A 20,997-nucleotide genomic window follows, 5' to 3' on the forward strand; every position below is an offset into this window, starting at 1 on the left:
CCGTATCCTCCCCCCCTAGCCGGTGAAACGCTCGTCAAAGCCGCCGGAGCGGTCCCAATCTTCGCGGTGGATGGCAAAGTTGAGCGACCAGAAACAGCGGTAATCGTTGCAGCGTTTCAGCCCTTCGGCGGGCGGCCCCTGACGGTCGGAATGGCGCACGGCAACGGCCTCCAACTTCGGATAGCTCCAACCTTCGGTGGCCGTGCCTGCGGGGAGGTAGTTGACCTCGCCCATGATCAGCCCGTTGCCCGGCACCACATAGCCCATATAGTCGGCGATCAGCTCCGGCGCCGGAATGCAATCCACGTCGAGAAAGACCAGACAGTCGCCCTTGGCCTCTGCCGCGACGGTATTGCGCGCGCGTGAGAGGGGCAGTTCATTGCCCGTCACCTGAACCTGCCGGATCGGGAAATCGGTCTGCGGCAGGTCGTCGTAAAGCCTGTCCTGCATGACCCCGATCACCAGCTCATCCGGCTGCCGGGTCTGTCGGGTCAGGCCAAGGATCACATTGCGCAGATGCGCCGCCCGTCCCCGCGCGAGCGTCAGCGCGCTAACTGTGGTATTCTCAGGCACGGATGGGGTGAACGACGTCATGTAAGTCTCCGGTATCTTTGGGTGTTTCTGATAGCAGCTGGTCGGTCAGGCCGATCAGCCAATTGGCCGTCTCTCTGGCGGCATCCTCATTGACCAAGGCCTTCTGCAGGGCGGGGTCATGGGCATCGAAGGTATCTTGGATCGCGCGGCGCCATGCCGCGGCGGAAGACGGGAAATGCGGCAGGTGATGCGCCGCCCCCGCCCGCGCCAGCGCTTCGGCCTTTTCGACCTGTTCGTCGAAATAGCGCCACTCCTGCACGGCGAGCCACGGGGTCTCTGCCGCTAGGATCTGGTGGCAGGTGGTGTTCCCGGTCGAGGCCACGATCATATCCGCCGCCGCCAGATAATCCGCCGCGTTATCGACCCAGCCGTGATGGTGCAGGTTGGCGGGTTCGGTGGCATGCCAATCGCGTGCCATGCGCCCGATGGTGATGAAAGCCGTCTCGGGCATCGCCCGCGCCGCGATGCCGAAGGGGGCAGAGGCGAAACCCGTGCCGCCCCCGCCCGACATGACCAGCACCATGCGCTGCTCTGGCCCGACGCCAAGCCTCTCGCGCAACCTGTCCCGCCGCGCCGGATCGGGGCGTTTCACATCGACGCCCAAGCCCCCGGCGAAATGCGTCTTGGCCATATGCCGCGCGGGCCAGTCCGGCTGCGCCAGCGCCTTGGCGGCGGGACAAAGCAACCCAACCGCCCCGTCATAGGCCGCCTGATGCCCCGGATCACCGCGCTGGCCGTGTTGCAGCACCTTCACATGCGGCACCGAACAGATCCGCGCAAGCTGCGCCACCTCAGCCGAGACATCGCTGATCATCAGCACCGGATTGGCGCTGGCGAACCAAGCGGCCAGTTGTGCCATGGCCTGCCGGATGCCGGGCCAGCCAAGCGGCGCGCAATGCACCGTATCCGGCGCGTTGGTGGTGTCGTTGATGTCCTCGGCCCCGGTCGCCTCGAAAAGCGATGGCAGGGTGATGACCTCCACCGCCCGGGTGAACGCGGGGAATATGTCCGGTTTCGCGCAGAAGACGGTCACCGGCTGGCTCTCGGGCAGCGCGTTGACGACCGCAGCGCAGCGCTCCGCATGGCCGCGCCCCTGATGATGGACGAAGTAACCGATGGGCCGCGTCATTGCGCCACCATCTTCACCGGCGGCTCCATCGCGTTGAGGGCGAAGCCGAAGGTTTCCAACCCCTCCAAGACCCCAGCCGCATGGGCGGCGCGGGCGTGGTAGAGCCGTCTGCCGCTCAGGCGTTCTCGGAGCCCGTCCATCGCGTTGCCGACCAAGATGCCCCGACCCGGTCCATCCTCTACCGCCTGCAACATGTCGAAATCATTGCCGCTGTCCCCGGCCACGACAACCCGGTCCATCGGCATGCCCAACCGCCGCGCGGCGGCACAGACCGCAGGCCCCTTGCCCGCCGCCAAGGGTAGAACATCGATCAGCCGCCCATGCGAGGCCACGATCTGCGCCGCAGCACCGCGCCGCGCCAGATGCCGCTCCAACCGGCGCGCGGTGCGCATGTCACCAAAACCGCTGAGCTTCCACCGCCGCTGCTCAACCGGCGCTTGCCAGTTAAAGCCGAAGTCCTTCAGCGCCCGCTCCACCCGGGCACGGTCCCATCCGGCGTCGAGCTTTTGGGCAAAACGCTCATCCAGACACAGCCGCCCCTCGGCATCGGGCAGATAGACCTCGGTCCCGACAGAGGTGATAAAGACGCGCGGGCTGGGCAGGTTCCAATCGCGCAGGATACGGCGGGCTTCCGGCAGGCTGCGGCCCGTGGCCACGGCAAAAAGCGGGCGGTCGCGGGCGATCCATGCGTTGAACAGGGCAGCGGATGGCGCGCAGCCCGTCAACGTGTTGTCGATATCGCTGGCCAGCAGGACCGGCGCAGACGTCGTCACCGGCGCGGCGTGGCGGATATCTTCGCAGAGGTGCTGCACGTCCTCGGCCCATTTCGACCAGTCGTAGCGCCCGACATGGGCGCGCCCGGCCTCAGATGCCTCGGACCAGAATGCGCGATCGTCCAACAGCTTCAACAGCGCCGCTTCAATCGCATCCATGTCACGCGGCGGCACGCAGAGACCATGGCCAAGGTCCGCCACGATATCGGCAGGGCCGCCTTCGCGCGTGGCCACCACTGGCAGGCCATGCGATGCCGCCTCCAACATGGTCAGGCCAAAGGGCTCATGCAGTGCGAGGTTAACAAAAACCCCACCGGTCTGCGCCGCGCGGTCATAGAGGGCCGCCACATCGCCCTGCGTATGGCTTGGCGGCAGCGCCACTTTTCCGCGAAGTTCCGGCACCTCCAACGTCTCCCGCAGGCGGATCAGCTCCGCACGGGCTTCTGCATTCGCCTGTAGCGCATCGCCATGCTGGCCGGCGAGGATCACAAGGTTCGCCCGCGCCTGCAAAGCGGGGCTTTGCGCATAGACCCGCGCCAAGGTCGCAAGGTTCTTGCGGGCCACGGGGCGTGCCACGGCGAGCAGCGTGGGGCGGTCGGGGTCGCTCAACTGATCGGCCAATAGCGCACGGCCCGCCCCCGCCTCAGCCGGGCGGCGCAGCGACACGCCCGGAGAGACCCGGTGCACCCGCGCCTGCGCATCCGCCCCATAGGCCGCGACCTGCACCTCGGCCTCATCGCGCGAGGAAAGCACCACCGCATCGGCCTCCAACAGCGCGTGGCGCTCCGCCGACACCCGCGCGGCGTCCACCTTAGTTCCTGACTTGCTCAAAGCCAGCGAATGGGGGGTATAGATCACCGGAATGCCGAACCGAGCACGCGCCGCCAGCGCCAATTGCGCCGCATCGGCGAAATGCGCGTGGATCACATCCGGCAACCGTTTGGCCTGCGCCAAGTCCTCAAGGAACGCCTCAACCAGCGCGGGGATTTCCGCGGCGAGGTTTTCCTTGCTCAGATACCCCCGCTCCGCCGTCCAGAGCCGCCGGATCGACAGGCTGCGGCTGACCTGCTGCTCGGTCTGGGCATGCACGGCACCAAGGCTCGGTTCATCGAAAGCACGGGTCACGATCTGCACCGCATCCACATCGCCCCGCGCCGCCTGCGCGCGGGCCGCCCCCAAGATATAGGCGATGTGACCGCCGGTATCTTCGGTCACGCCATAGTTGACAGACGGCGCCGTGAGGCAGCCCCCGAGGGCAATGTGACAAATGAACATGAATGGGTCTCCTTATGGAGGGGTGACCCCCCTCACGGCCCATCCGTTCCGATAACAAATGTTAATGCATACATCGCTGGACAGCGGGGTTGGACGTCCTAGCTTCCTGCCATTGAACCCCGCCTCTCTCTCCCCCAATCAGAGCCGTCGTGATGCCCTCAGAAATCCCCCCGCGCTACCTGTTCATCGGCGGGCTGCACCGCTCTGGCACCTCGCTGGTCAACCGCTTGGCCAATGCCCTGCCCGGCGCGGGCGGCATCACCGGATCGTCGGCGCCCGAGAATGAGGGGGTCTACCTGCAAGGGGCCATCCCCCATACGGCGCAATCCGGGCGGCCCATGCATTTCGCGACCAACCCCGAGGAACATCTGACCGAGGCGCATCCGCTCAACAGTTTGGAGACGAAGACCCGGCTGGCGCAGGACTGGGCGCCGTGGTTTGCTCCGGACCTGCAATGGCGGGTTGAGAAGTCGCCGGTGAACCTGACCCGCATGCGGCTGATGCAGCAACTTTTTCCGATGTCGCAATTCATCGTCGTCCTGCGCCACCCCGAGGCTGTCGCCGCCTCGGTCGCGTCATGGGTAGATGCGCCGGCGCAGGCGTTGATCGATCATTGGATCGCGGCGCAGGCGCAGATGCTGGATGACCTGCCCTATCTGCATGCGGTGATGGTTCTGCGCTACGAGGATATCGTCGCCGACGCCCCCCGCGCCCTGCGCCGGATCGTGCGTTTCGTCGATCTGCCTGACGCGGCATTGCCCGAAGGCATCGCGGATGGAAACCAGACCTACGCCGGGGTCACGCAGATGACGAAGGCACAGGCGGCAGAGGCCGCGCGGTGGGGCTATGCCCCCGGGTTGCAGGCCTCGCCTTGGCCCGGCCTGATCCAGCACCCCCTGCGCGCTGTGCGCGAGGCGGTCGAGGCGGCCTGATCGGTTAACCCTCGCCGAGCACCCCGGTCAGCGCGCGTTTGATGATGCCCCGCACGCCGGGGCGTTTTTCGCGGGCAAAGGGCAGCGGGCGGCAAACCTCGATCGCGGCCACGCCAACACGCGCGGTCAGCGCCCCATTCACCAGCCCCTCGCCGAAACGGCGGCTTAGCTTGGCGACGATGGACCCGCCCAAGAGCGGCTCGATCAGATCATCCCCCACGGCCACGGCGCCCGTCGCCACCAGATGCGACAGCACCGCGCGGGTCAGCCGCCACGAGCCAAAAAAGCCCGAGCGCCCGCCATAGATTTCGGCAATGCGTCGGATCATCCGCAGGTTGCTGCTAAGAGCTGCGGCGACATCGGCCAGCGCCAGAGGCACCAGCGCGGTCACGGCGGCGACCTGCCGGGCCGCGGCTTCGACCTCGCGGGTGGCGGCACGGTCCAGCGGGGCCAGAACCTCGCTCTCGGCCAGCCCCAGAAGCGCTTCGGCATCGAATTGATCGCCCCGCAGCTCCGTCAGCCGGTCGCGGCCCCAGCGGGTATCCTCACGATGCTTGTAAAGCGCCTCAAGCCGGTCCGTGACGCTGCGCGCGGCGGTCAGATCCCCCTGCGCCAACGCTTCGCCCGCGTCATGGCGCAGCCCGTCGAGCCGCGCGAGCCGTCCGAAGGCCGCCATCTCGCGCAGCGACAGCAAGAGCAGCACCAGCAGGAACGCCCCGATCAGCAGCGTCATAGCCCAACCCAGCAGCGGGTAGCGCGCCATCAGGTCGGTCACGAAGGTCCAAGCCGCGATCGACACCAGTGCGGTGACCAATGCCCCCGCCAGCGCCCAGAACAGCCGCACCAAGCGCGACGGTTTGCGCGTGGCAAGCCGGGCGGCGATCTGCATCGCTTGCCCCTTGGGCGGCGGCGCCTCGACGTCCAACTCGGGCACGGCGGGCGCATCGGCGACCGAGGGCTGCGGCTTGGTGTCTTCTTCAAGGTCGAACAGGATCGGTCCGCGGGCCATCAGGCGGCCTCCCTTTGCCAGTGCAATGTCAAATCGGGCAGCCCTTCGTCATTGGCGCTGCCATCGCTGCGCGCGGTCTCGGCAAACCCGTGTTGGCGGTAGAAGGCGATGGCCCGGGCATTGGCCTGAAAGGTCCAGCAGGTCAGCGATTTATGCCGCGTCTTTAACGCGCCCAAAAGCGCCGAGCCGATGCCCTGCCCCCGCGCCGATTGCGCCACGAATAGCGCATCCAATGCGCCGCCCTCGCAGGCCGCGAAACCGGCCACGCGGCCCTCCCGCTCGGCCACCGTGACCCAGCCCCGGGCGATCATCGCATCCGCATGGGCGATATCCTCGGCACCGGTATGAATGCGCGGCAACCAAGCGGTGTCACGGGCGAAATCGCTCATGATGCCGCCCACGGCGCCTGCGTCGAGGGGCTGGGCCGGGCGCAGGGTGGCCGGGCCTGTCACAACCGCGCTCACAGCCGGTCCCCGATCAGGAATTCCGCCGCGCGGTCAAGCCGGATATGTGGCGGCCCGTCGCCGGGGCGCAGGTCCAGCACCGCCGGGGCGAAGCGCATAATCTGATAGTCCGCCCCCAGCCACTCCTGCGCACCCTGCCGCGCGGGGGTCAGCAGATGCGCCGGATCCTCGGGCAGTTCACCGGGGTAAAAAGCCGCCTGCCGCCCGCGCGTTTCATCGTCGTTCAAGAGCGTCCCGCGCACCACGTCGAGCGGCTCTCCGCCATGGGTCATCACGTCCTCGGTCGTGGCGCGCAGGCTGGCGATCGCCATGGCCCGCGTGCCCGCGCCCGCATATTGCGCCCGGTCCCGCGCCTCACGGATCAGCGCCTGCATGATGCCGCTCAGTCGCGGATGCTGGCTGTGGTGCAGATGGTCGGATTTGGTGGCGGCAAAGAGGATTTTCTCCACGCGTTTGCCACGCAGCAGCGTCGTCAAAAAGTTGTTCGTCCCCGGCCGGAAGGCGCCCAGAATATCGGCCATCGCGCCGCGCAGGTCTTCGACCGCCTGCGGCCCTTGGTGGATGGCGCCAAGTGCGTCGACCAGCACCACTTGCCGGTCGATCCGTGAAAAGTGATCGCGAAAGAAGGGCTGCACCACCTGTTTCTTATAGGCTTCGAACCGCCGCGCCATTTCGCGGATCAGCGATTTGCGCGGCGCGCCTTCCGATCCCGGCAGCGGCGCGAAGGTCAGCACCGGCGATCCGGCGAGATCACCGGGCAGCAAAAAGCGCCCCGGCGTGCAGTCGGAATAGCCATTGGCGCGGGCGGTTTGCAGATAGTCGGCAAAGCTGTCGGCAAGCCTGCGGGCGGTGGTTTCCTCCAACTCGGCATGGGGGTCGGTCTGCTCGGCCAGCGCGCGGTAGCCCGCCGCCTCTTCACGCGACGCGATGCGTTCAATGACCTGCGCCGACCATTCGGTGTAGGTGACATCCATCAGCGCCAGATCCAGCAGCCATTCGCCGGGGTAATCCACGATATCCAGATGCAGGGTGCGCGGCCCTTGAAACCCCGCCAGCAACCCATTGGGCCGCACCTTGAGCGAGAGCCGCAGTTCCGAAATCGCCCGCGTGCTTTCGGGCCAATGGGGCGTCTTTCCGGTCAGCGCGGCGAGGTGGGTCTCATACTCGAACCGGGGCACGGTATCGTCGGGCTGGGGCTGCAGAAACGCCGCCTCGATCCGCCCCTCAGAGGCCGCGAGCAGCCCCGGCATCCGCCCCCGGTCCAGCAGGTTGGCCACCAGCGAGGTGATGAAAACCGTCTTGCCCGAACGCGCAAGCCCCGTGACCCCAAGCCGGATTACCGGCTCGAAAAACGTCTCGCCCACCGTGTCGGTGACATTCTCAAACTGCCGCCAAATCCCGTCGGCAATGCCTGTGATACCCAAAGCTGCGCCCGTCCTTCTTTCTTTGGCCTCAACATAGGGCCGGCAGGCAGGGATTGCCAGAAGCGCCCGCCCGCGCTAAGGCCCCGGTCATGCCCAGATATGCCCTGAAAATCGAATACCACGGCGCGCCCTTCAACGGGTGGCAGCGTCAGGTTGACCAGCCCACAGTGCAAGGTGCGATCGAGGCCGCTTTGGCCAAGCTGGAACCCGTTGACCACACCATCGCCGCCGCCGGGCGCACCGATACCGGGGTGCATGGGCTGGCGCAGGTTGCGCATTGCGACATGGCCCGCGATTGGTCGCCCTTCCGGCTGGGCGAGGCGCTGAACTATCACCTCAAGCCGCAGCCCATCGCGATCACCGATTGCGTGCTGGCGCCCGAAGATTTTCACGCCCGCTTTTCGGCGCTTGAGCGGCGCTACCACTTCCGCATCCTCAGCCGCCGCGCCCCGGCGGTGCATCAAGCGGGGCTGGTCTGGCAGATCAAACATCGGCTGGATGTCGCGGCGATGCAGGCGGCGGCGGATCTTTTGGTGGGCAAACATGATTTCACCACCTTCCGCTCGACCGTTTGTCAGGCGGAAAGCCCGGTGAAAACGCTGGACCGGTTACAGGTTTCGCAGGTCGAGACCATGACCGGGACGGAGTATCACTTCGACGTGCGCGCGCGGTCCTTTCTGCACAATCAGGTGCGCAGTTTCGTCGGTTCGCTGGAGCGGGTCGGCGCGGGGTCATGGAGCGTGGCGGATATGGGTGCAGCACTTGTGGCGAAGGATCGGGCCGCCTGCGGGCCAGTCTGCCCGCCGCAGGGGTTATATTTGGCGCATGTGAGCTATCCGGTGGACCCGTTCGCTAAGGCGTGACGCGGAACATCGCCTGCCCGCGGGGTGGCGATGCTTCAGTCGGTTCATGCCACTTTATCGTGCAGCCTAGGGGCGCGTTACCCAGAGGACACCGCCCTTGGCGAAATCGCCTCCCCGACCGGGCGGGCAGGCGATGGTCCGGCGCCTTTGGCTTGTTTCCGGACCTATAAGCCCTCTTACGGCAGAGGCGTCCACGTCCCGTGGAATTTTCCCTCTTCGCTGATCCGCTCAAACCCATGCGCACCAAAGAAATCGCGCTGCGCTTGGATCATATTCGCCGTGCCCCGCGCCCGGCGCATGCTGTCATACCAAGCCAGCGCCGCCGACAGCGCGGGCAGCGCGACACCGAGCAATGCACCCGCCGCCACGACCCGGCGCAGCGCCGGAATGCTCTCTTCCAAGCGTTTGCGCATGGCGGGGGCGAGGATCAGATGCCCACCGGGCAATTCGCCCCGAAAGGCATCGGCAAACTCGTCCAAAAGCGCCGAGCGGATGATGCAGCCTGCCCGCCAAATCTCGGAGATCCGCGCCATGTCGAGGGACCAGCCAAACTCCTCTGACGCCGCCGACAGGATGCGAAAGCCCTGCGCGTGGCCGATGATCCGCCCCGCCAAAAGCGCCATCTCCAGATCTGCCACCTCGGGCAGCGGCGCGTCCTGCACGCCTTCGGGCAACAGCGGCTCGGCCATTTCGCGCACAGACTTCTCGCTCGACCAACCGCGCGCGCCGACGGCGGCTTCGATGGTATTGGCCGATTGCCCCATCTTGAGCGCTTCGATCAAGGTCCAGCGCCCGGTGCCCTTTTGCCCGGCCTGATCGCGGATCACATCGACCATCGGCGCACCGGTCTGGGTATCGACCGACAAAAGCGCCGCGGCCGAGACTTCGATCAGATAGGAGTTCAGCGGCCCTTTGCGCCAGTCGGCAAAGAGGTTGCCAATCTCCACCGCGCCCTGCCCGCCAGCATCCCGCAGCAGCCCGTAAACTTCGGCGATCATCTGCATGTCGGCATATTCGATGCCGTTATGCACGGTTTTGACAAAATGCCCCGCCCCGTCGGGGCCGAGATGCGCCACGCAAGGCGTGCCCTCGAATTGCGCGGCAATCTTCTCGGCCATCGGTTTGAACTGGGTCCAGGAATGCGCGCTGCCGCCGACCATCATCGACGGGCCATTGCGCGCCCCAGCCTCACCACCGGAGACACCCATGCCAACGAAATGCAGCCCCGTGCCTTCGAGTTCGGCACTGCGGCGGCGGGTGTCGTGGAAATCGGCGTTGCCGCCGTCGATCAAAGTGTCGCCCTCATCCAGCAGCGGTTTGATCGCCTCAATCATCGCATCGACCGGCGCGCCGGAGGGGATCATGAAAAGAATGCTGCGCGGGCGGGCGATGGCGGCGACGAAATCCTCAAGCCGCTCGGTCCCGATCAGGCGCTCGGCCAGCGGTCCGGCCTCATCAAGGAAAGGCGCAATCCAATCGGCCTCGCGGTTACTGACCGCCACGGTAAATCCATTGTCGGCCAAGTTCAGCGCCAGTGCCGAGCCCATGGTGCCCAGACCGTATACTCCGATATCGGCGCCTGCGCCCTGTGCTGCGCCCCCGTCCGCCTGCGTGCCAGTTGCCATAACGATCATGCCTCATTTCTAGCCTGTCATACTGCCAAGCCCGCCAATCCGGCAGGCCGCAGTTTGATTTGCGTTCGGGAAGACTATATAATGTGCGGATAACAAGAAAAACACCCGACCGAGGCATAGTTCTGTAATGACACAAGTATTTAGACGCGCATGGGAGGATATGGTCCTTCCTATTTTTAAACGTCCCCGCCGTGTGCAGGTTGCCGCCCTGTGCTACCGCGACACCGAGGCGGGCAAAAAGGTCCTGCTGATCACCAGCCGCGATACGGGCCGCTGGATTTTGCCCAAGGGCTGGCCGATCGACGGGTTGGACGGTGCCGGGGCCGCCTTGCAGGAAGCATGGGAAGAGGCCGGGGTAACCAAAGCGGATATCGAATCCGATCCGATGGGTATTTTCGACTATGACAAGGGTCTCGGCGAAGGTTTGACCGTGCCCGTGACCACACAGGTCTACCTCACCCGCGTCCGCGATCTAAGCGAGGAATACCCCGAAGCGGGCATGCGCAAACGCGCGTGGTTTACCCCGCAAGAGGCATCGGAACTCGTGGATGAGCCTGATCTTAAAGCAATCTTATCCGCCTTCCATTAAGCCCCTTCGGCACCGGGCCGCTGTCCGGTGCCATATCCCCCCGCCCCATTGCCGCCCCTGCCCGTTTCGGGATGTTACAATTTTGTGACAGGGTGACTTGCGCCCTCGGTAGCCTTATGTCACCCCCCGCTGAACGTTAGGATCGGAGATCATACAGGAATGGCAACGGAACCGCAGGGCAGCCAGTGGAAGACGCTGGACAAGGACCTCAACCGCATTTCGCAAGTCGAACTGGCCGCGACCTATGTCGCCCGCCCCCTCGTGGCGCCGGGCATTGCGCTGGCCTTTATCGTGGTGGCAGGTGCCGTTGCGGCGGTAATCTTCGGGCAGCAGCCCTCCAGCTTTGTCGTGATCGCCGCGGCGGTCTTTGGCGCCTATATGGCGGTGAACATCGGCGCAAATGACGTGGCCAACAACATGGGCCCCGCCGTCGGCGCCAATGCGCTGACCATGGGCGGCGCCATCGTCATCGCGGCCTTGTGCGAATCCGCCGGGGCCTTGCTGGCGGGGGGCGATGTCGTCTCGACCATTTCCAAGGGCATCATCGACCCGGCGAGTGTCGCGGACACGCGCATCTTCATCTGGGCGATGATGGCCGCGCTGGTCTCCTCCGCGCTTTGGGTCAACCTTGCCACATGGGTCGGCGCGCCGGTCTCGACCACCCATTCGGTCGTCGGCGGCGTCATGGGCGCGGGCATCGCAGCAGCGGGCCTTGGCGCGGTGAACTGGAGCTCGATGAGCATGATCGCCGCAAGCTGGGTGATCTCGCCCGTATTGGGCGGCGCCGTGGCGGCGATGTTCTTGGCCTTTATCAAGGCGCGCATCCTCTACCAAGATGACAAGATCGCTGCTTCGCGCACTTGGGTGCCGGTGCTTGTGGGGCTAATGGCCGGTGTCTTTGCCGCCTATCTGGCGCTCAAGGGTCTCAAAAAGATCATCAGCATCGACATGCCGGTCGCCCTGATCATCGGGCTTGTGACCGGGCTGGTAGTCTATGCCATCTCCGCCCCGCTGATCCGCCGCGCCTCGGAAGGGATGGAGAACCGCAACCGCTCGGTTAAAACGCTCTTTGGCCTCCCGCTGGTCCTCTCTGCCGCGCTTCTCAGCTTTGCCCATGGCGCGAATGACGTGGCCAATGCGGTCGGCCCGCTGGCGGCGATCGTCCATGCGACCGAGTTCGGCGGTTTTGAGGATAAGGTCAGCATCCCGACATGGGTGATGATCATCGGGGCCTTCGGCATCTCCTTTGGTCTGTTCCTCTTTGGCCCGAAACTGATCCGTATGGTGGGCAGCCAGATCACCAAGCTGAACCCGATGCGCGCCTATTGCGTAGCACTCTCAGCCGCCATCACCGTAATCGTGGCAAGCTGGCTGGGCCTGCCCGTGTCTTCGACCCATATCGCCGTGGGCGGGGTCTTTGGCGTGGGCTTTTACCGCGAATGGCATATGGAGCGCCGGCTGCGCCGGATCGGGGCCAAGACCGGTGAGGTCAAGCGTATCGCCAAGGAAGAGCGCCGCCGCCGTAAGCTGGTGCGCCGCTCGCATTTCATGACCATCGTCGCGGCTTGGGTGATCACCGTGCCCGCAGCGGCGCTGCTCTCTGGCATCGTCTTTTGGGTGCTCAACGCCTTTGTGAACTAAGGTCAGGCGCGGGCGCGCCTCACCCCTCTTGCCGGTCCTGCCTTGCCGCCATTTCGGCCCGCAGCGCGGCGACCGGCAAATGCGGCAGCCCTTCATTCGCAAGCTCTGCCCAGCCCATCACCCGCAGCACCATATCCGTCACCGGCGTCGCGCGGCCAAGCACCCTTGCGCGGCGCTGCACCTCGCCTTGAAGCGCGCCGATCTCGGTCGGGCGGCGCGCGGCGAGGTCTTGCGCCATGGAGGTCCGCGCCTGCGGGTCGATCTGCAACATGGCTGCAGCGACGCGGGTGAAAATCGGCGTCGGCAGGCGCAAGAGCGTCGGGACCAATCGAGCCGGGATTGGCGTGGTCATGGCGGGGCGGATCTTATCGGCGCGCAAGACCGCCAGCGCCTCGGCCCATTGATCGGCCATCAGACGGCGCCATGCGCGATCCTGCAACTGGGCCTGCAACGGCAGGCCGCTCAGCGCATTCAGCGCGTTGTTGAGGTTCATCAGAAACTTGCCCCATTGCAAGGCGGTGATATCGGCGTGTTCCACAACCTTCAGGTCCGGCAGCGACAACCGTGGGGCCAGATCGGCGGTGCCACCCTCGATCACCAGATCGCCCGAGCTCGCACGGTGGTAGCAGCCCTGCCCCATGGCCACGACGTTGAACGGCACCAGCCCCGCGCGCAGATCATGCTGCGGCAGGTGCTGCGCCAGAACCGCGCGATTGCCCATGCCGTTTTGCAGGCTGATGACCTGCACGCCCGGCGCGCTGTGACGGGCGATCAGCCGGGCCATGTCTTCGGTGTCGCGCGATTTGACCGTGACCAGCACGATATCGGCATCGCGCAGACAGGTCTCATCCCCCGCAAGGTTCAGATCATCCGGCGAGAGGTAGCGCGCCATGCCGCCGAAATCCGTCAGGGTCAGCCCATGGGTGCGGATTTCAGCCTGAATGCGGGGCCGCGCCAGCAGGGTCACGGCATGGCCCGCCCCGGCCAGCAGCCCGCCGACAAAGCAGCCCACCGCCCCCGCGCCCGCAACAACGATGCGGGGGCCGTCGCTCATGCGCCCAGACACCAGCGCATGACGGCTTTCTGCGCGTGCAGACGGTTCTCGGCCTCGTCAAAGATCACCGAATGCGGCCCATCCATGACCGAGCTTGTCGCCTCGTCATCGCGGTGCGCAGGCAGGCAGTGCATGAAGACCGCGTCCGGTTTCGCCAGCGCCATCAGCGCGTCGTTCACCTGATAGCCGCGCAGCTGGTTGTGCCGCCGCTCGCGGGCCGATTGCGGATCATGCATGCTGACCCATGTGTCGGTGACCACCAGATCGGCCCCCTCCACGGCCTTCTGGGGGTCGCGCTCGGTGGTATAAAGCCCGTCGAGCGCGCGCTCGGGGTCGAGCGGCTCAGGCCCGGTGAAGACAAGGTCGAAGTCGAACTGTTTGGCCGCATGGGCGAAACTGGCAAAGACGTTGTTGCCGTCGCCCGACCAGACCACCTTGCGCCCTTTGATCGGGCCTCGGTGTTCCTCAAAGGTCTGAATGTCGGCCATGATCTGACAGGGATGCGTGCGGTTGGTCAGCCCGTTGATCACCGGAACGGTGGCATATTCCGCCATCTCCAGCAGGGTCTGCTCTTCGAAAGTGCGGATCATGATCATATCGACATAGCGCGACAGCACGCGGGCGGTGTCGGCGATGGTCTCACCATGGCCAAGCTGCATGTCAGCACCCGAAAGCACCATCGTCTGCCCGCCCATCTGACGCACGCCCACGTCGAAGGAGACACGCGTCCGGGTCGAGGGCTTCTCGAAAATCAGCGCGACCATGTGATCTTTCAACGGCAGGTCATCATCCGGCGCGCCGCGCGGGCGGCCATTGCGCGCGGCTTTCATGGCGGCGGCATTGTCGATGATCTGCCGCAGATCGGCGGGGTCGGTTTGGTGGATATCGAGAAAATGGTTCATCTGTCGTCTCTGTCTTGCGGGGTCAAAGGCCACGGCCTTGAAAGCCCGAGGAATGTTTTGGGGTGAATGGCGCTCAGGCCGGGGTCAGGTCACGCGCGATGGCGTCGAGCCGGGTCACCGCCTCGGCGATCTCATCGTCGGAAATGGTCAGCGGCGGCAGCAGGCGGATCACATTGTCGGCGGCGGGCACGGTGATCAGCGCATGGGCATAGCCCGAGGCGACCACATCGGCATTCGCCACCTTGCATTTCAGCCCCAGCATCAGCCCCGCGCCGCGCACCTCTTCAAAAACCTCCGGGTGCTCAGCAACCAGCCCTTCGAGACGCTGACGCAGCAGCCCCGCCTTGCGGCTCACCTCGGCCAGAAAGGCCTCGTCGGCCACCACATCCAGCACCGCGCAGCCCACGGCACAGCCCAGCGGGTTGCCGCCATACGTCGAGCCATGGGTGCCTGCGGTCATGCCCGAGGCCGCCTTTTCCGTGGCCAGTACGGCGCCCAGCGGAAAGCCCCCGCCGATGCCCTTGGCGACCATCATGATATCAGGGGTGATCCCGGCCCATTCATGGGCAAAGAGCCGCCCGGTCCGGCCCACGCCGCATTGCACCTCATCGCAAATCAGCAAAAGCCCATGGGCGTCGCACAGCGCGCGCATCTGTTGCAACTCGGCATCCGGCACGGCGCGGATACCGCCTTCGCCCTGTACCGGCTCGACCATGATGGCGGCGGTCTTGTCGGTGATGGCAGCCTCAAGTGCGGCGCTGTCGCCGAGGTCGAGATGCACGAAACCCGGCAGTTGCGGGCCAAAGCCTTTGGTCATTTTCTCAGACCCCGCCGCCGCGATCCCGGCAGAAGAGCGGCCGTGAAAGGCCCCGTTGAAGGCGATGATCTCGACCCGCTCGGGCTGGCCTGCCTCGTAAAAATACTTGCGCGCCATCTTCACCGCCAATTCGCAGGCCTCGGTCCCCGAATTGCAAAAGAAGGCGGTGTCGGCAAAGGTCTCGGCCACCAGCCGGTCGGCCAACGCCTCTTGCTGCGGAATGTGGTAGAGGTTCGACGTATGCCACAGCGCCTGCGCCTGATCGGTCAGCGCCTTCACCAGCGCCGGATGCGCATGGCCAAGCGCGTTCACCGCGATCCCCGCGCCCAGATCAAGAAAACGTCGCCCATCCGCCTCGATCAGCCAAGTGCCTTCGCCTTTGACGAAGGTCAAAGGGGCGCGATTATAGGTTGGCAGAACGGAAGGGATCATCTGTTTGTCCTTGAAAGAGGGCCGTGTCACGCCGGTAAAAGGGCATGGGGCTGGCGCAGGGTCAATGGGATTTGCTTGTTTTTGAAAGGATGCAGCACGCAGGCTGCGAGATCAGGCCATCACGCCGCCCCAAAGGGGGGCACCATGTTATCGGACGAAGCGTCGTCGGATGGAATATGCGGCAGATTTGATCATGGCTCTTGCATAGCCGCCCTTCATCCCCCACGTAAAGCCCCAATCGCAGCGCCCCGTGCCCAGAGGGCATCGGCGCTTGCACCTGCGGCCCCAGAAGATAAAATGGGGGCCGATACACTGACAAAGCGGTCCGGGCTAGGGGGCCGCTTTTTAACTGGGGAACCCCGTATGTCCTGGACTGATGAGCGCGTAGAGACACTGAAAAAGATGTGGGGCGAAGGCCAGTCCGCCAGCCAGATCGCGAAGGAACTGGGTGGGGTGACGCGCAATGCCGTGATCGGCAAGGTGCACCGTCTGGGCCTGTCGAACCGCACCGCTGGCGCACCCGCCGCCGCGGCGGCGACTGCCAAGCCGGAGCCCAAGGCCAAGCCCGCAGCCCCCAAGGCCGAGGCCAAGGCAAAGCCCGCCGCCAAAGCCGCGCCCGAGCCGGAGGCCGAAGCCGCCCCCGCGCCCGAAACCGAAGAGCCCGCCGCAGCCCCGGCACCCAAGCCCAACCTGCCCGCGCGCAAACAGATCATCCCCGCAGGCCAACCCCTGCCGCCGCAGCCGTCGGCGAATGAGATCAGCCCAGAGGCGCTTGCCAAGGTCAGCGAAGTGGAAAAGAAGGCCAAGAAGATCGGCCTGATGGAACTGACCGAACGCACCTGCAAATGGCCCGTGGGCGACCCGGCAACCGATGATTTCTGGTTCTGCGGCCTGCCCGTGCAGCAGGGCAAACCCTATTGCGAGGCCCATGTCGGCGTCGCCTTCCAACCGATGAGCGCCCGGCGCGACCGCCGCCGCTAAAACTGGCAGGATAAAATGAAAAAAGGCGGGCGGGCTTGAGTGCCCTGCCCGCCTTTTTTTTGCCTGAGGCCAAGATCAGCGCAGTTTCGGCGGTTTCGCCGGATCGCTGCCCGGGGCCATCCGGGGCGTGTTCTGCAAAGGCTCCATCTGCGGCAGGTCAAAACGCAGGCCGACGCGGGCCAGCTTCTCGACCACCGCGTCATTGGGGCCGAAGAAGCCGACATCCATCGCTCCCGCCTCGATCCCTGAAAAGGTCAGCGCCTCGGACGCAGCGCGCACCAGCGCGTCTTGCGCCCGGGGGATTGCGCCAACGAAGGCCAGCAGATGCCCACGCCCGCCGCCGCTGTATTCGACACCGACAAGAAAGGCTCCCGCCGCCATGCCCGTGGCCGTCGCCAATTTCGCATCAATCGCGGCGATCAGCGTCTCGGGCAAGCCCTGCGGCGGGAACACGCGGTCGATGCCCGCCTCCACCTCGCCCGGCGCATGGGCCAGGGTGTTGCGCAGCCAGTCCATCGCCTCGGCAGGCAGCAGGATCTCCGACGGGGCCACGCCGATGTTCACCGCCATGCCCAAGGGCTGCCCCTCCAACATTGCGGCAATCGCACGCCCCGAGAGCGCCACGTAAGGAGACGCCTCCCCCACATGGGCCGAGAGCCGCGCGGCGCGGTCGAAGACCATGACATAGCGGTCGTCAAGCAGCACCGGGCTGATCTGATCGCCCTGCGGCTCATCCTCAAGCAGCATGAACAGCTCGACATCCGCGATACGCTCGTAAAAGCGAAGCCGCGCCGCGTCGTCGTCGGGGGCGGAGGCCATCGCGGCATGGGCTTGGTCGAGCGGGGTCGGCTCGGTCTTGGGGTCAGTTTGGCGGTCGGTCATTCATCACCTCGGACACGGCGGCGCGCAGACGGGGCAAGACCTCTTCCGCGAACCAGGGATTCTTGTTCAACCACCCGGTATTGCGCCACGACGGATGAGGCAAGGCAAAGACCCCCGGCGGGTGATCTCGCCAGCCCGCCACCGCCTCGGTCACATTGCGAAATCCGGGCAGGTGATATTTCATCGCATAGGCCCCGATCAGCACCGTGAGCCGCAGATCCGGCAGCATCTCCAACACCGGTTTGCGCCAAGTCTGCGCACAGATACGCGGCGGCGGCAGGTCGCTGCCCTTGTTGTCATAGCCCGGAAAGCAAAAGCCCATCGGCACGATGGCGACCCTGTCGCGGTCATAGAATGTCGCCTCATCCAGCCCCAGCCAGTCGCGCAGGCGGGTGCCGGACATATCCCAGAACGGCTTGCCCGCCTCATGCACCCGTTTGCCGGGCGCTTGGCTGGCGATCAGCAGCCGCGCGCCGGGTTTGAACCAGACGATGGGCCGCGGGCGATGCTGGGTGGCGGTCACGGCGAAACGCTCGGCACAAAGGCGGCAGGCCGCCAGATCATCTCGGATATCCTTCATGAGCAGGAGATAAGCGATAGGGCCAAAAGATAAAGGGCGGCGGGCCATCACTTCGTCAATTATCGAAATAAACCTTGCATCGCGCTGACGTTTCGATATTTCTAGAATCATGAAACAAGAATCCGCAACCCCCGCCCTCACCCTCGCCGCCAGCAGCTTTGCGGCGCTTGGATCGGAACAACGCCTTCTGGTGCTGCGCACGCTGGTGCGCGCCGGATCAGAGGGGCTGAACATCGGCACGCTGGGCGAACGCACCGGCGTGACCGGCTCGACCCTGACACATCATCTGAAACTCTTGGCCTCTGCCGGTCTGGTGAAACAGGAAAAACAAGGCCGCAGCACCATCTGCGCCGCCGTCGCCTATGAAGAAGTTCAAGCCTTGGCGAATTTCCTGCTGACCGAATGCTGCGCGGACGCAATCGACGGCTGCACGGAGCATAACCATGGCTGATACCACACAAACCCTCCCCGTGCTGCACCGCTTGGCCTTTCTGAAAGGCGCTTGGGGCATCACGCTGGCGCTCTTGGCGCTGATCGCGCTGCTGGATCCGCCGCAGGTCATGCCGACGGTCATCTTCGCGTCCGAGGCGCTTTTGCACACCGCCCCCTTCATCGCCTTCGCGGTGCTGGCCGTGGCCTATCTCAAAGCCAGCGGAGCCGAGAGCCTGCTTGCCCGCGCTTTCGAGGGCAACCCGGCACGGATGGTGGTGATGGCGGCGGCGCTCGGCGGCTTGTCCCCCTTTTGCAGCTGCGAAGTGATCCCCTTTATTGCTGCGCTGCTGGCCGTCGGCGCCCCGCTCGGCGCGGTGATGGCCTTTTGGCTGGCCTCCCCGCTGATGGACCCGGCGATGTTCGCGATCACCTCAGGCACGCTCGGCTTCGACTTCGCCCTGGCGAAAACCATCGCGGCGCTTGGCGTCGGCATGTTCGGGGGTTTCACCGTCATGGCCCTGTCCCGCACGCCGATTTTCAACGACCCCCTGCGCCCCCAGCCCGCGAAAAGCAGCTGCTGTTCTTCGGCCAAACCCTTCTCCGGCGCGCCGGTTTGGAAGTTCTGGCAAGAGGCCGAGCGCCGCGCGAGCTTTGCCGACACGGCGCTGACCAATGCGCTGTTCCTCGTCAAATGGCTGACCCTCGCCTATGTGGTCGAAGCCCTGATGCTGACCTATGTGCCCGCCGAATGGATCGCCAATGTCTTGGGCGGCACCGGGATCATGCCAATCATTCTGGGCGCATTCGTGGGCGCACCGGCCTACCTGAATGGCTATGCCGCGGTACCCCTGATCGACGCGCTGCTGGCGCAAGGGATGACCCAAGGCGCGGCCATGTCCTTTGTCGTGGCGGGCGGGGTAAGCTGCATTCCGGCGGCCATCGCTGTCTGGGCACTGGTCAAACCGCATGTCTTCGCCGCCTATATCGGCTTTGCCTTCGTCGGAGCGATCTTTGCGGGTGTGATCTGGCAGTTGGTGGCGTGACCGCGTCAAACTGACGGCCCGAATGCGGGGGCGGTAGAAATGCCGCCCCTTTTCTGTTTCGACTGTCACTGAGGCGAGGGCAGATGTCGCCCAAGCCGAGAGGCCGGGCAGCGAGGCGCTCGCGACTTACGCCGCCGCGCGCTCCCCATCTGGCTTTTCGGAGGGTTCATCCCCAATCGGCCCCTCGCCATTCACCATGTCTTTGACAGCCATCCCATGGGGCAATTCCTTCCCCGTACCATTGCCCAAGGGCATATCGATATAGAAGGTCGTGCCGGGGCCGTCGTTCTTGAAATAGTCGATCTGCCCGCCCAAAGCTTCGATGATCCGTTTGGAGATGTTCATCCCCAGCCCGGTGCCGCCGACGGCCCGCTGGTCCGAGGAATCGATCTGCGAGAATTCGTCAAAAACCTTCTCACGCTCGGATTCGGCAAGGCCGATCCCCTCGTCGATCACACTGATCCGCACCTTGTCGCCACGGTTGACCGAGGTGACCTTGACCGTCGATCCCGCGGGCGAGAATTTGGCGGCATTCGACAGAAGGTTGGACATCACCTGTTGCAGGCGCTTTTCATCCGTGGCGATCCCGGCAGGCTCCGACGGTTTGGCATAGCGCAGCGTCACGCCAAGGTTGCCCGCAAAGGATTGGTTCAACTCAATCGCGTCTTCAATGATCGTCTGCACCTCAAGCGGTTCGATATCAAAGCTGATCTTGCCCGCCTCGAACTTTTGCAGGTCAAGAATCTCGTTAATGATCGACGTCAGCCGCGCCGAATTGCGCTGCGCGATCTTTAGAACTTTCTCCATCTGCGGGGTCATTTCGCCCAAAACGCCGGCGCAGGCCATATCGAGCGACCCTTTGATCGAGGTCATCGGCGTGCGCAGCTCATGGCTGATGGTCGAGACGAATTCGGTCTTCACCTTGAACGCGATCTTGGTTTTCTCATGCTCGACCTTCAGCTCTTCAAGCTGGCGTAGATTGGTGCGGTACATCTTTAGGAAGATGCGAGAGCAATCGACGATGAAGTAGAGCACGAAGACCACGGTGAACAACTGGGTCCAAAGCTCGGATTCGATGCTCGCCCCCGTGCGCACGATGTCCCAGATCGGGATGAAGAGGAATGTCGCGCCATAGATCGCAAGCCGCAGCATCAGCACCGGCAGGATATGGTGGTTGTTCATCGAGGCGAAGAGCGCCGCGGCGAAAAGGAAGAAGAGCGGCAGGAAATGCGTCGTCGCCCCCTGCTGAAGCGCGATCCCAAGGGCGAAATAGCTGATCACCCCGGCGCTCAGCACCGTGCCGATATAGATCCGGTTCATGAACAAACGCGCCAAACGCGGGCTGCGCCCCCGCCAGCGGGTGATGCGCAGGAAAAGCAGATAGTCGAAAGTCTCGGAAATCGCGATCAGGATCACCGTCGAGATCGACAGCCAAAGATCGTAGTAGAAAGCGGACAGGCAAATGGCCGCCGCAAAGATCATCTGCCGCTGCCAAAACAGGTTAACGCCGACTTGGGAGTAGTCCCGCATCTGCTGCACCTTTGTCG

Annotated in this window: 20 protein-coding genes; 7 read left to right on the top strand and 13 right to left on the bottom strand. The window is 64.9% G+C overall.

Annotated elements, in window-relative coordinates; genetic code table 11:
- Positions 1–15: 15 nt before the first annotated feature.
- Genes ACGYLX_RS15965 through ACGYLX_RS15975 form a run of 3 tightly spaced genes read right to left on the bottom strand, consistent with a single transcriptional unit; the run spans position 16 to position 3,771 of the window.
- Positions 16–594, bottom strand: a complete 579-nt coding sequence (locus ACGYLX_RS15965; protein WP_394450723.1) for a glycosyltransferase — start codon at positions 592–594, stop codon at positions 16–18.
- The gene (locus ACGYLX_RS15970) at positions 566–1,723 is read right to left on the bottom strand and encodes a hypothetical protein (RefSeq protein ID WP_394450726.1); all 1,158 of its coding nucleotides are present in this window, start codon (positions 1,721–1,723) and stop codon (positions 566–568) included. The genes ACGYLX_RS15965 and ACGYLX_RS15970 overlap by 29 nt, the downstream gene beginning before the upstream one ends.
- Positions 1,720–3,771, bottom strand: coding sequence for an HAD-IIB family hydrolase (locus ACGYLX_RS15975; RefSeq protein WP_394450727.1), 2,052 nt, complete (start codon positions 3,769–3,771; stop codon positions 1,720–1,722). The genes ACGYLX_RS15970 and ACGYLX_RS15975 overlap by 4 nt, the downstream gene beginning before the upstream one ends.
- A 152-nt stretch (positions 3,772–3,923) precedes the next feature.
- On the opposite strand from ACGYLX_RS15975, the gene ACGYLX_RS15980 reads away from it, so the two are divergent.
- Entirely contained in the window at positions 3,924–4,703 is a 780-nt protein-coding gene (locus tag ACGYLX_RS15980; protein WP_394450729.1) for a sulfotransferase family protein, read from the top strand.
- 4 nt (positions 4,704–4,707) lie between these two features.
- Here ACGYLX_RS15980 and ACGYLX_RS15985 read toward each other — a convergent pair whose 3' ends face one another.
- Genes ACGYLX_RS15985 through ACGYLX_RS15995 form a run of 3 tightly spaced genes read right to left on the bottom strand, consistent with a single transcriptional unit; the run spans position 4,708 to position 7,600 of the window.
- Positions 4,708–5,712 (bottom strand): YcjF family protein, encoded by a 1,005-nt coding sequence (locus tag ACGYLX_RS15985; protein WP_394450731.1) that lies wholly within the window; start codon positions 5,710–5,712, stop codon positions 4,708–4,710.
- Positions 5,712–6,176, bottom strand: coding sequence for a GNAT family N-acetyltransferase (locus tag ACGYLX_RS15990; RefSeq protein ID WP_231886446.1), 465 nt, complete (start codon positions 6,174–6,176; stop codon positions 5,712–5,714). The genes ACGYLX_RS15985 and ACGYLX_RS15990 overlap by 1 nt, the downstream gene beginning before the upstream one ends.
- Positions 6,173–7,600 carry a YcjX family protein gene (locus ACGYLX_RS15995; RefSeq protein ID WP_394450733.1) on the bottom strand — a complete coding sequence of 476 codons (1,428 nt, stop codon included), beginning with the start codon at positions 7,598–7,600 and terminating at the stop codon, positions 6,173–6,175. The genes ACGYLX_RS15990 and ACGYLX_RS15995 overlap by 4 nt, the downstream gene beginning before the upstream one ends.
- An 89-nt stretch (positions 7,601–7,689) precedes the next feature.
- Between ACGYLX_RS15995 and truA the strand changes: the two genes are divergently transcribed.
- A complete protein-coding gene (truA, locus tag ACGYLX_RS16000) occupies positions 7,690–8,463 on the top strand; it encodes a tRNA pseudouridine(38-40) synthase TruA (protein WP_394450735.1) in 774 nt (257 codons plus the stop codon).
- 176 nt (positions 8,464–8,639) lie between these two features.
- On the opposite strand, the gene gndA is transcribed toward truA, so the two are convergent.
- Positions 8,640–10,088 carry an NADP-dependent phosphogluconate dehydrogenase gene (gene gndA / locus ACGYLX_RS16005; protein ID WP_394450870.1) on the bottom strand — a complete coding sequence of 483 codons (1,449 nt, stop codon included), beginning with the start codon at positions 10,086–10,088 and terminating at the stop codon, positions 8,640–8,642.
- 169 nt (positions 10,089–10,257) lie between these two features.
- On the opposite strand from gndA, the gene ACGYLX_RS16010 reads away from it, so the two are divergent.
- Complete coding sequence (locus ACGYLX_RS16010) at positions 10,258–10,686, top strand: NUDIX hydrolase (RefSeq protein ID WP_231886276.1); 429 nt, start codon at positions 10,258–10,260, stop codon at positions 10,684–10,686.
- A gap of 159 nt (positions 10,687–10,845) precedes the next feature.
- Positions 10,846–12,327 carry an inorganic phosphate transporter gene (locus ACGYLX_RS16015; protein WP_067261454.1) on the top strand — a complete coding sequence of 494 codons (1,482 nt, stop codon included), beginning with the start codon at positions 10,846–10,848 and terminating at the stop codon, positions 12,325–12,327.
- Between the two features lie 19 nt (positions 12,328–12,346).
- On the opposite strand, the gene ACGYLX_RS16020 is transcribed toward ACGYLX_RS16015, so the two are convergent.
- The 3 genes from ACGYLX_RS16020 to ACGYLX_RS16030 all read right to left on the bottom strand — a co-directional run bounded on the left by ACGYLX_RS16020 (position 12,347) and on the right by ACGYLX_RS16030 (position 15,532).
- Positions 12,347–13,381, bottom strand: coding sequence for a 2-dehydropantoate 2-reductase (locus ACGYLX_RS16020; protein ID WP_394450736.1), 1,035 nt, complete (start codon positions 13,379–13,381; stop codon positions 12,347–12,349).
- The gene (gene argF / locus ACGYLX_RS16025; RefSeq protein WP_394450738.1) at positions 13,378–14,283 is read right to left on the bottom strand and encodes an ornithine carbamoyltransferase; all 906 of its coding nucleotides are present in this window, start codon (positions 14,281–14,283) and stop codon (positions 13,378–13,380) included. Before argF ends, ACGYLX_RS16020 begins: the two co-directional genes overlap by 4 nt.
- A 73-nt stretch (positions 14,284–14,356) precedes the next feature.
- The gene (locus tag ACGYLX_RS16030; RefSeq protein ID WP_394450740.1) at positions 14,357–15,532 is read right to left on the bottom strand and encodes an aspartate aminotransferase family protein; all 1,176 of its coding nucleotides are present in this window, start codon (positions 15,530–15,532) and stop codon (positions 14,357–14,359) included.
- 363 nt (positions 15,533–15,895) lie between these two features.
- Here ACGYLX_RS16030 and ACGYLX_RS16035 point away from each other — a divergent pair, with 363 nt between their 5' ends.
- The gene (locus tag ACGYLX_RS16035) at positions 15,896–16,513 is read left to right on the top strand and encodes a GcrA family cell cycle regulator (RefSeq protein ID WP_394450742.1); all 618 of its coding nucleotides are present in this window, start codon (positions 15,896–15,898) and stop codon (positions 16,511–16,513) included.
- Positions 16,514–16,588: 75 nt separating this feature from the next.
- Here ACGYLX_RS16035 and ACGYLX_RS16040 read toward each other — a convergent pair whose 3' ends face one another.
- Together ACGYLX_RS16040 and ACGYLX_RS16045 are read right to left on the bottom strand one after the other, a co-directional pair.
- Positions 16,589–17,395, bottom strand: a complete 807-nt coding sequence (locus ACGYLX_RS16040) for an SseB family protein (RefSeq protein ID WP_394450743.1) — start codon at positions 17,393–17,395, stop codon at positions 16,589–16,591.
- A complete protein-coding gene (locus ACGYLX_RS16045; RefSeq protein ID WP_394450745.1) occupies positions 17,376–17,975 on the bottom strand; it encodes a uracil-DNA glycosylase family protein in 600 nt (199 codons plus the stop codon). Before ACGYLX_RS16045 ends, ACGYLX_RS16040 begins: the two co-directional genes overlap by 20 nt.
- A gap of 109 nt (positions 17,976–18,084) precedes the next feature.
- Here ACGYLX_RS16045 and ACGYLX_RS16050 point away from each other — a divergent pair, with 109 nt between their 5' ends.
- Together ACGYLX_RS16050 and ACGYLX_RS16055 are read left to right on the top strand one after the other, a co-directional pair.
- Positions 18,085–18,426 (top strand): ArsR/SmtB family transcription factor, encoded by a 342-nt coding sequence (locus ACGYLX_RS16050; RefSeq protein ID WP_394414264.1) that lies wholly within the window; start codon positions 18,085–18,087, stop codon positions 18,424–18,426.
- Positions 18,419–19,450: a permease gene (locus ACGYLX_RS16055; RefSeq protein ID WP_394432275.1), complete on the top strand. Its 1,032-nt coding sequence runs from the start codon at positions 18,419–18,421 to the stop codon at positions 19,448–19,450. The genes ACGYLX_RS16050 and ACGYLX_RS16055 overlap by 8 nt, the downstream gene beginning before the upstream one ends.
- A gap of 126 nt (positions 19,451–19,576) precedes the next feature.
- On the opposite strand, the gene ACGYLX_RS16060 is transcribed toward ACGYLX_RS16055, so the two are convergent.
- Positions 19,577–20,980, bottom strand: a complete 1,404-nt coding sequence (locus ACGYLX_RS16060) for a sensor histidine kinase (RefSeq protein WP_394414258.1) — start codon at positions 20,978–20,980, stop codon at positions 19,577–19,579.
- Between the last annotated feature and the right edge of the window lie 17 nt (positions 20,981–20,997).

Origin of the sequence: Sulfitobacter sp. 1A13496, from assembly GCF_043557225.1 — a bacterium.
GTDB lineage: Bacteria > Pseudomonadota > Alphaproteobacteria > Rhodobacterales > Rhodobacteraceae > Sulfitobacter > Sulfitobacter faviae.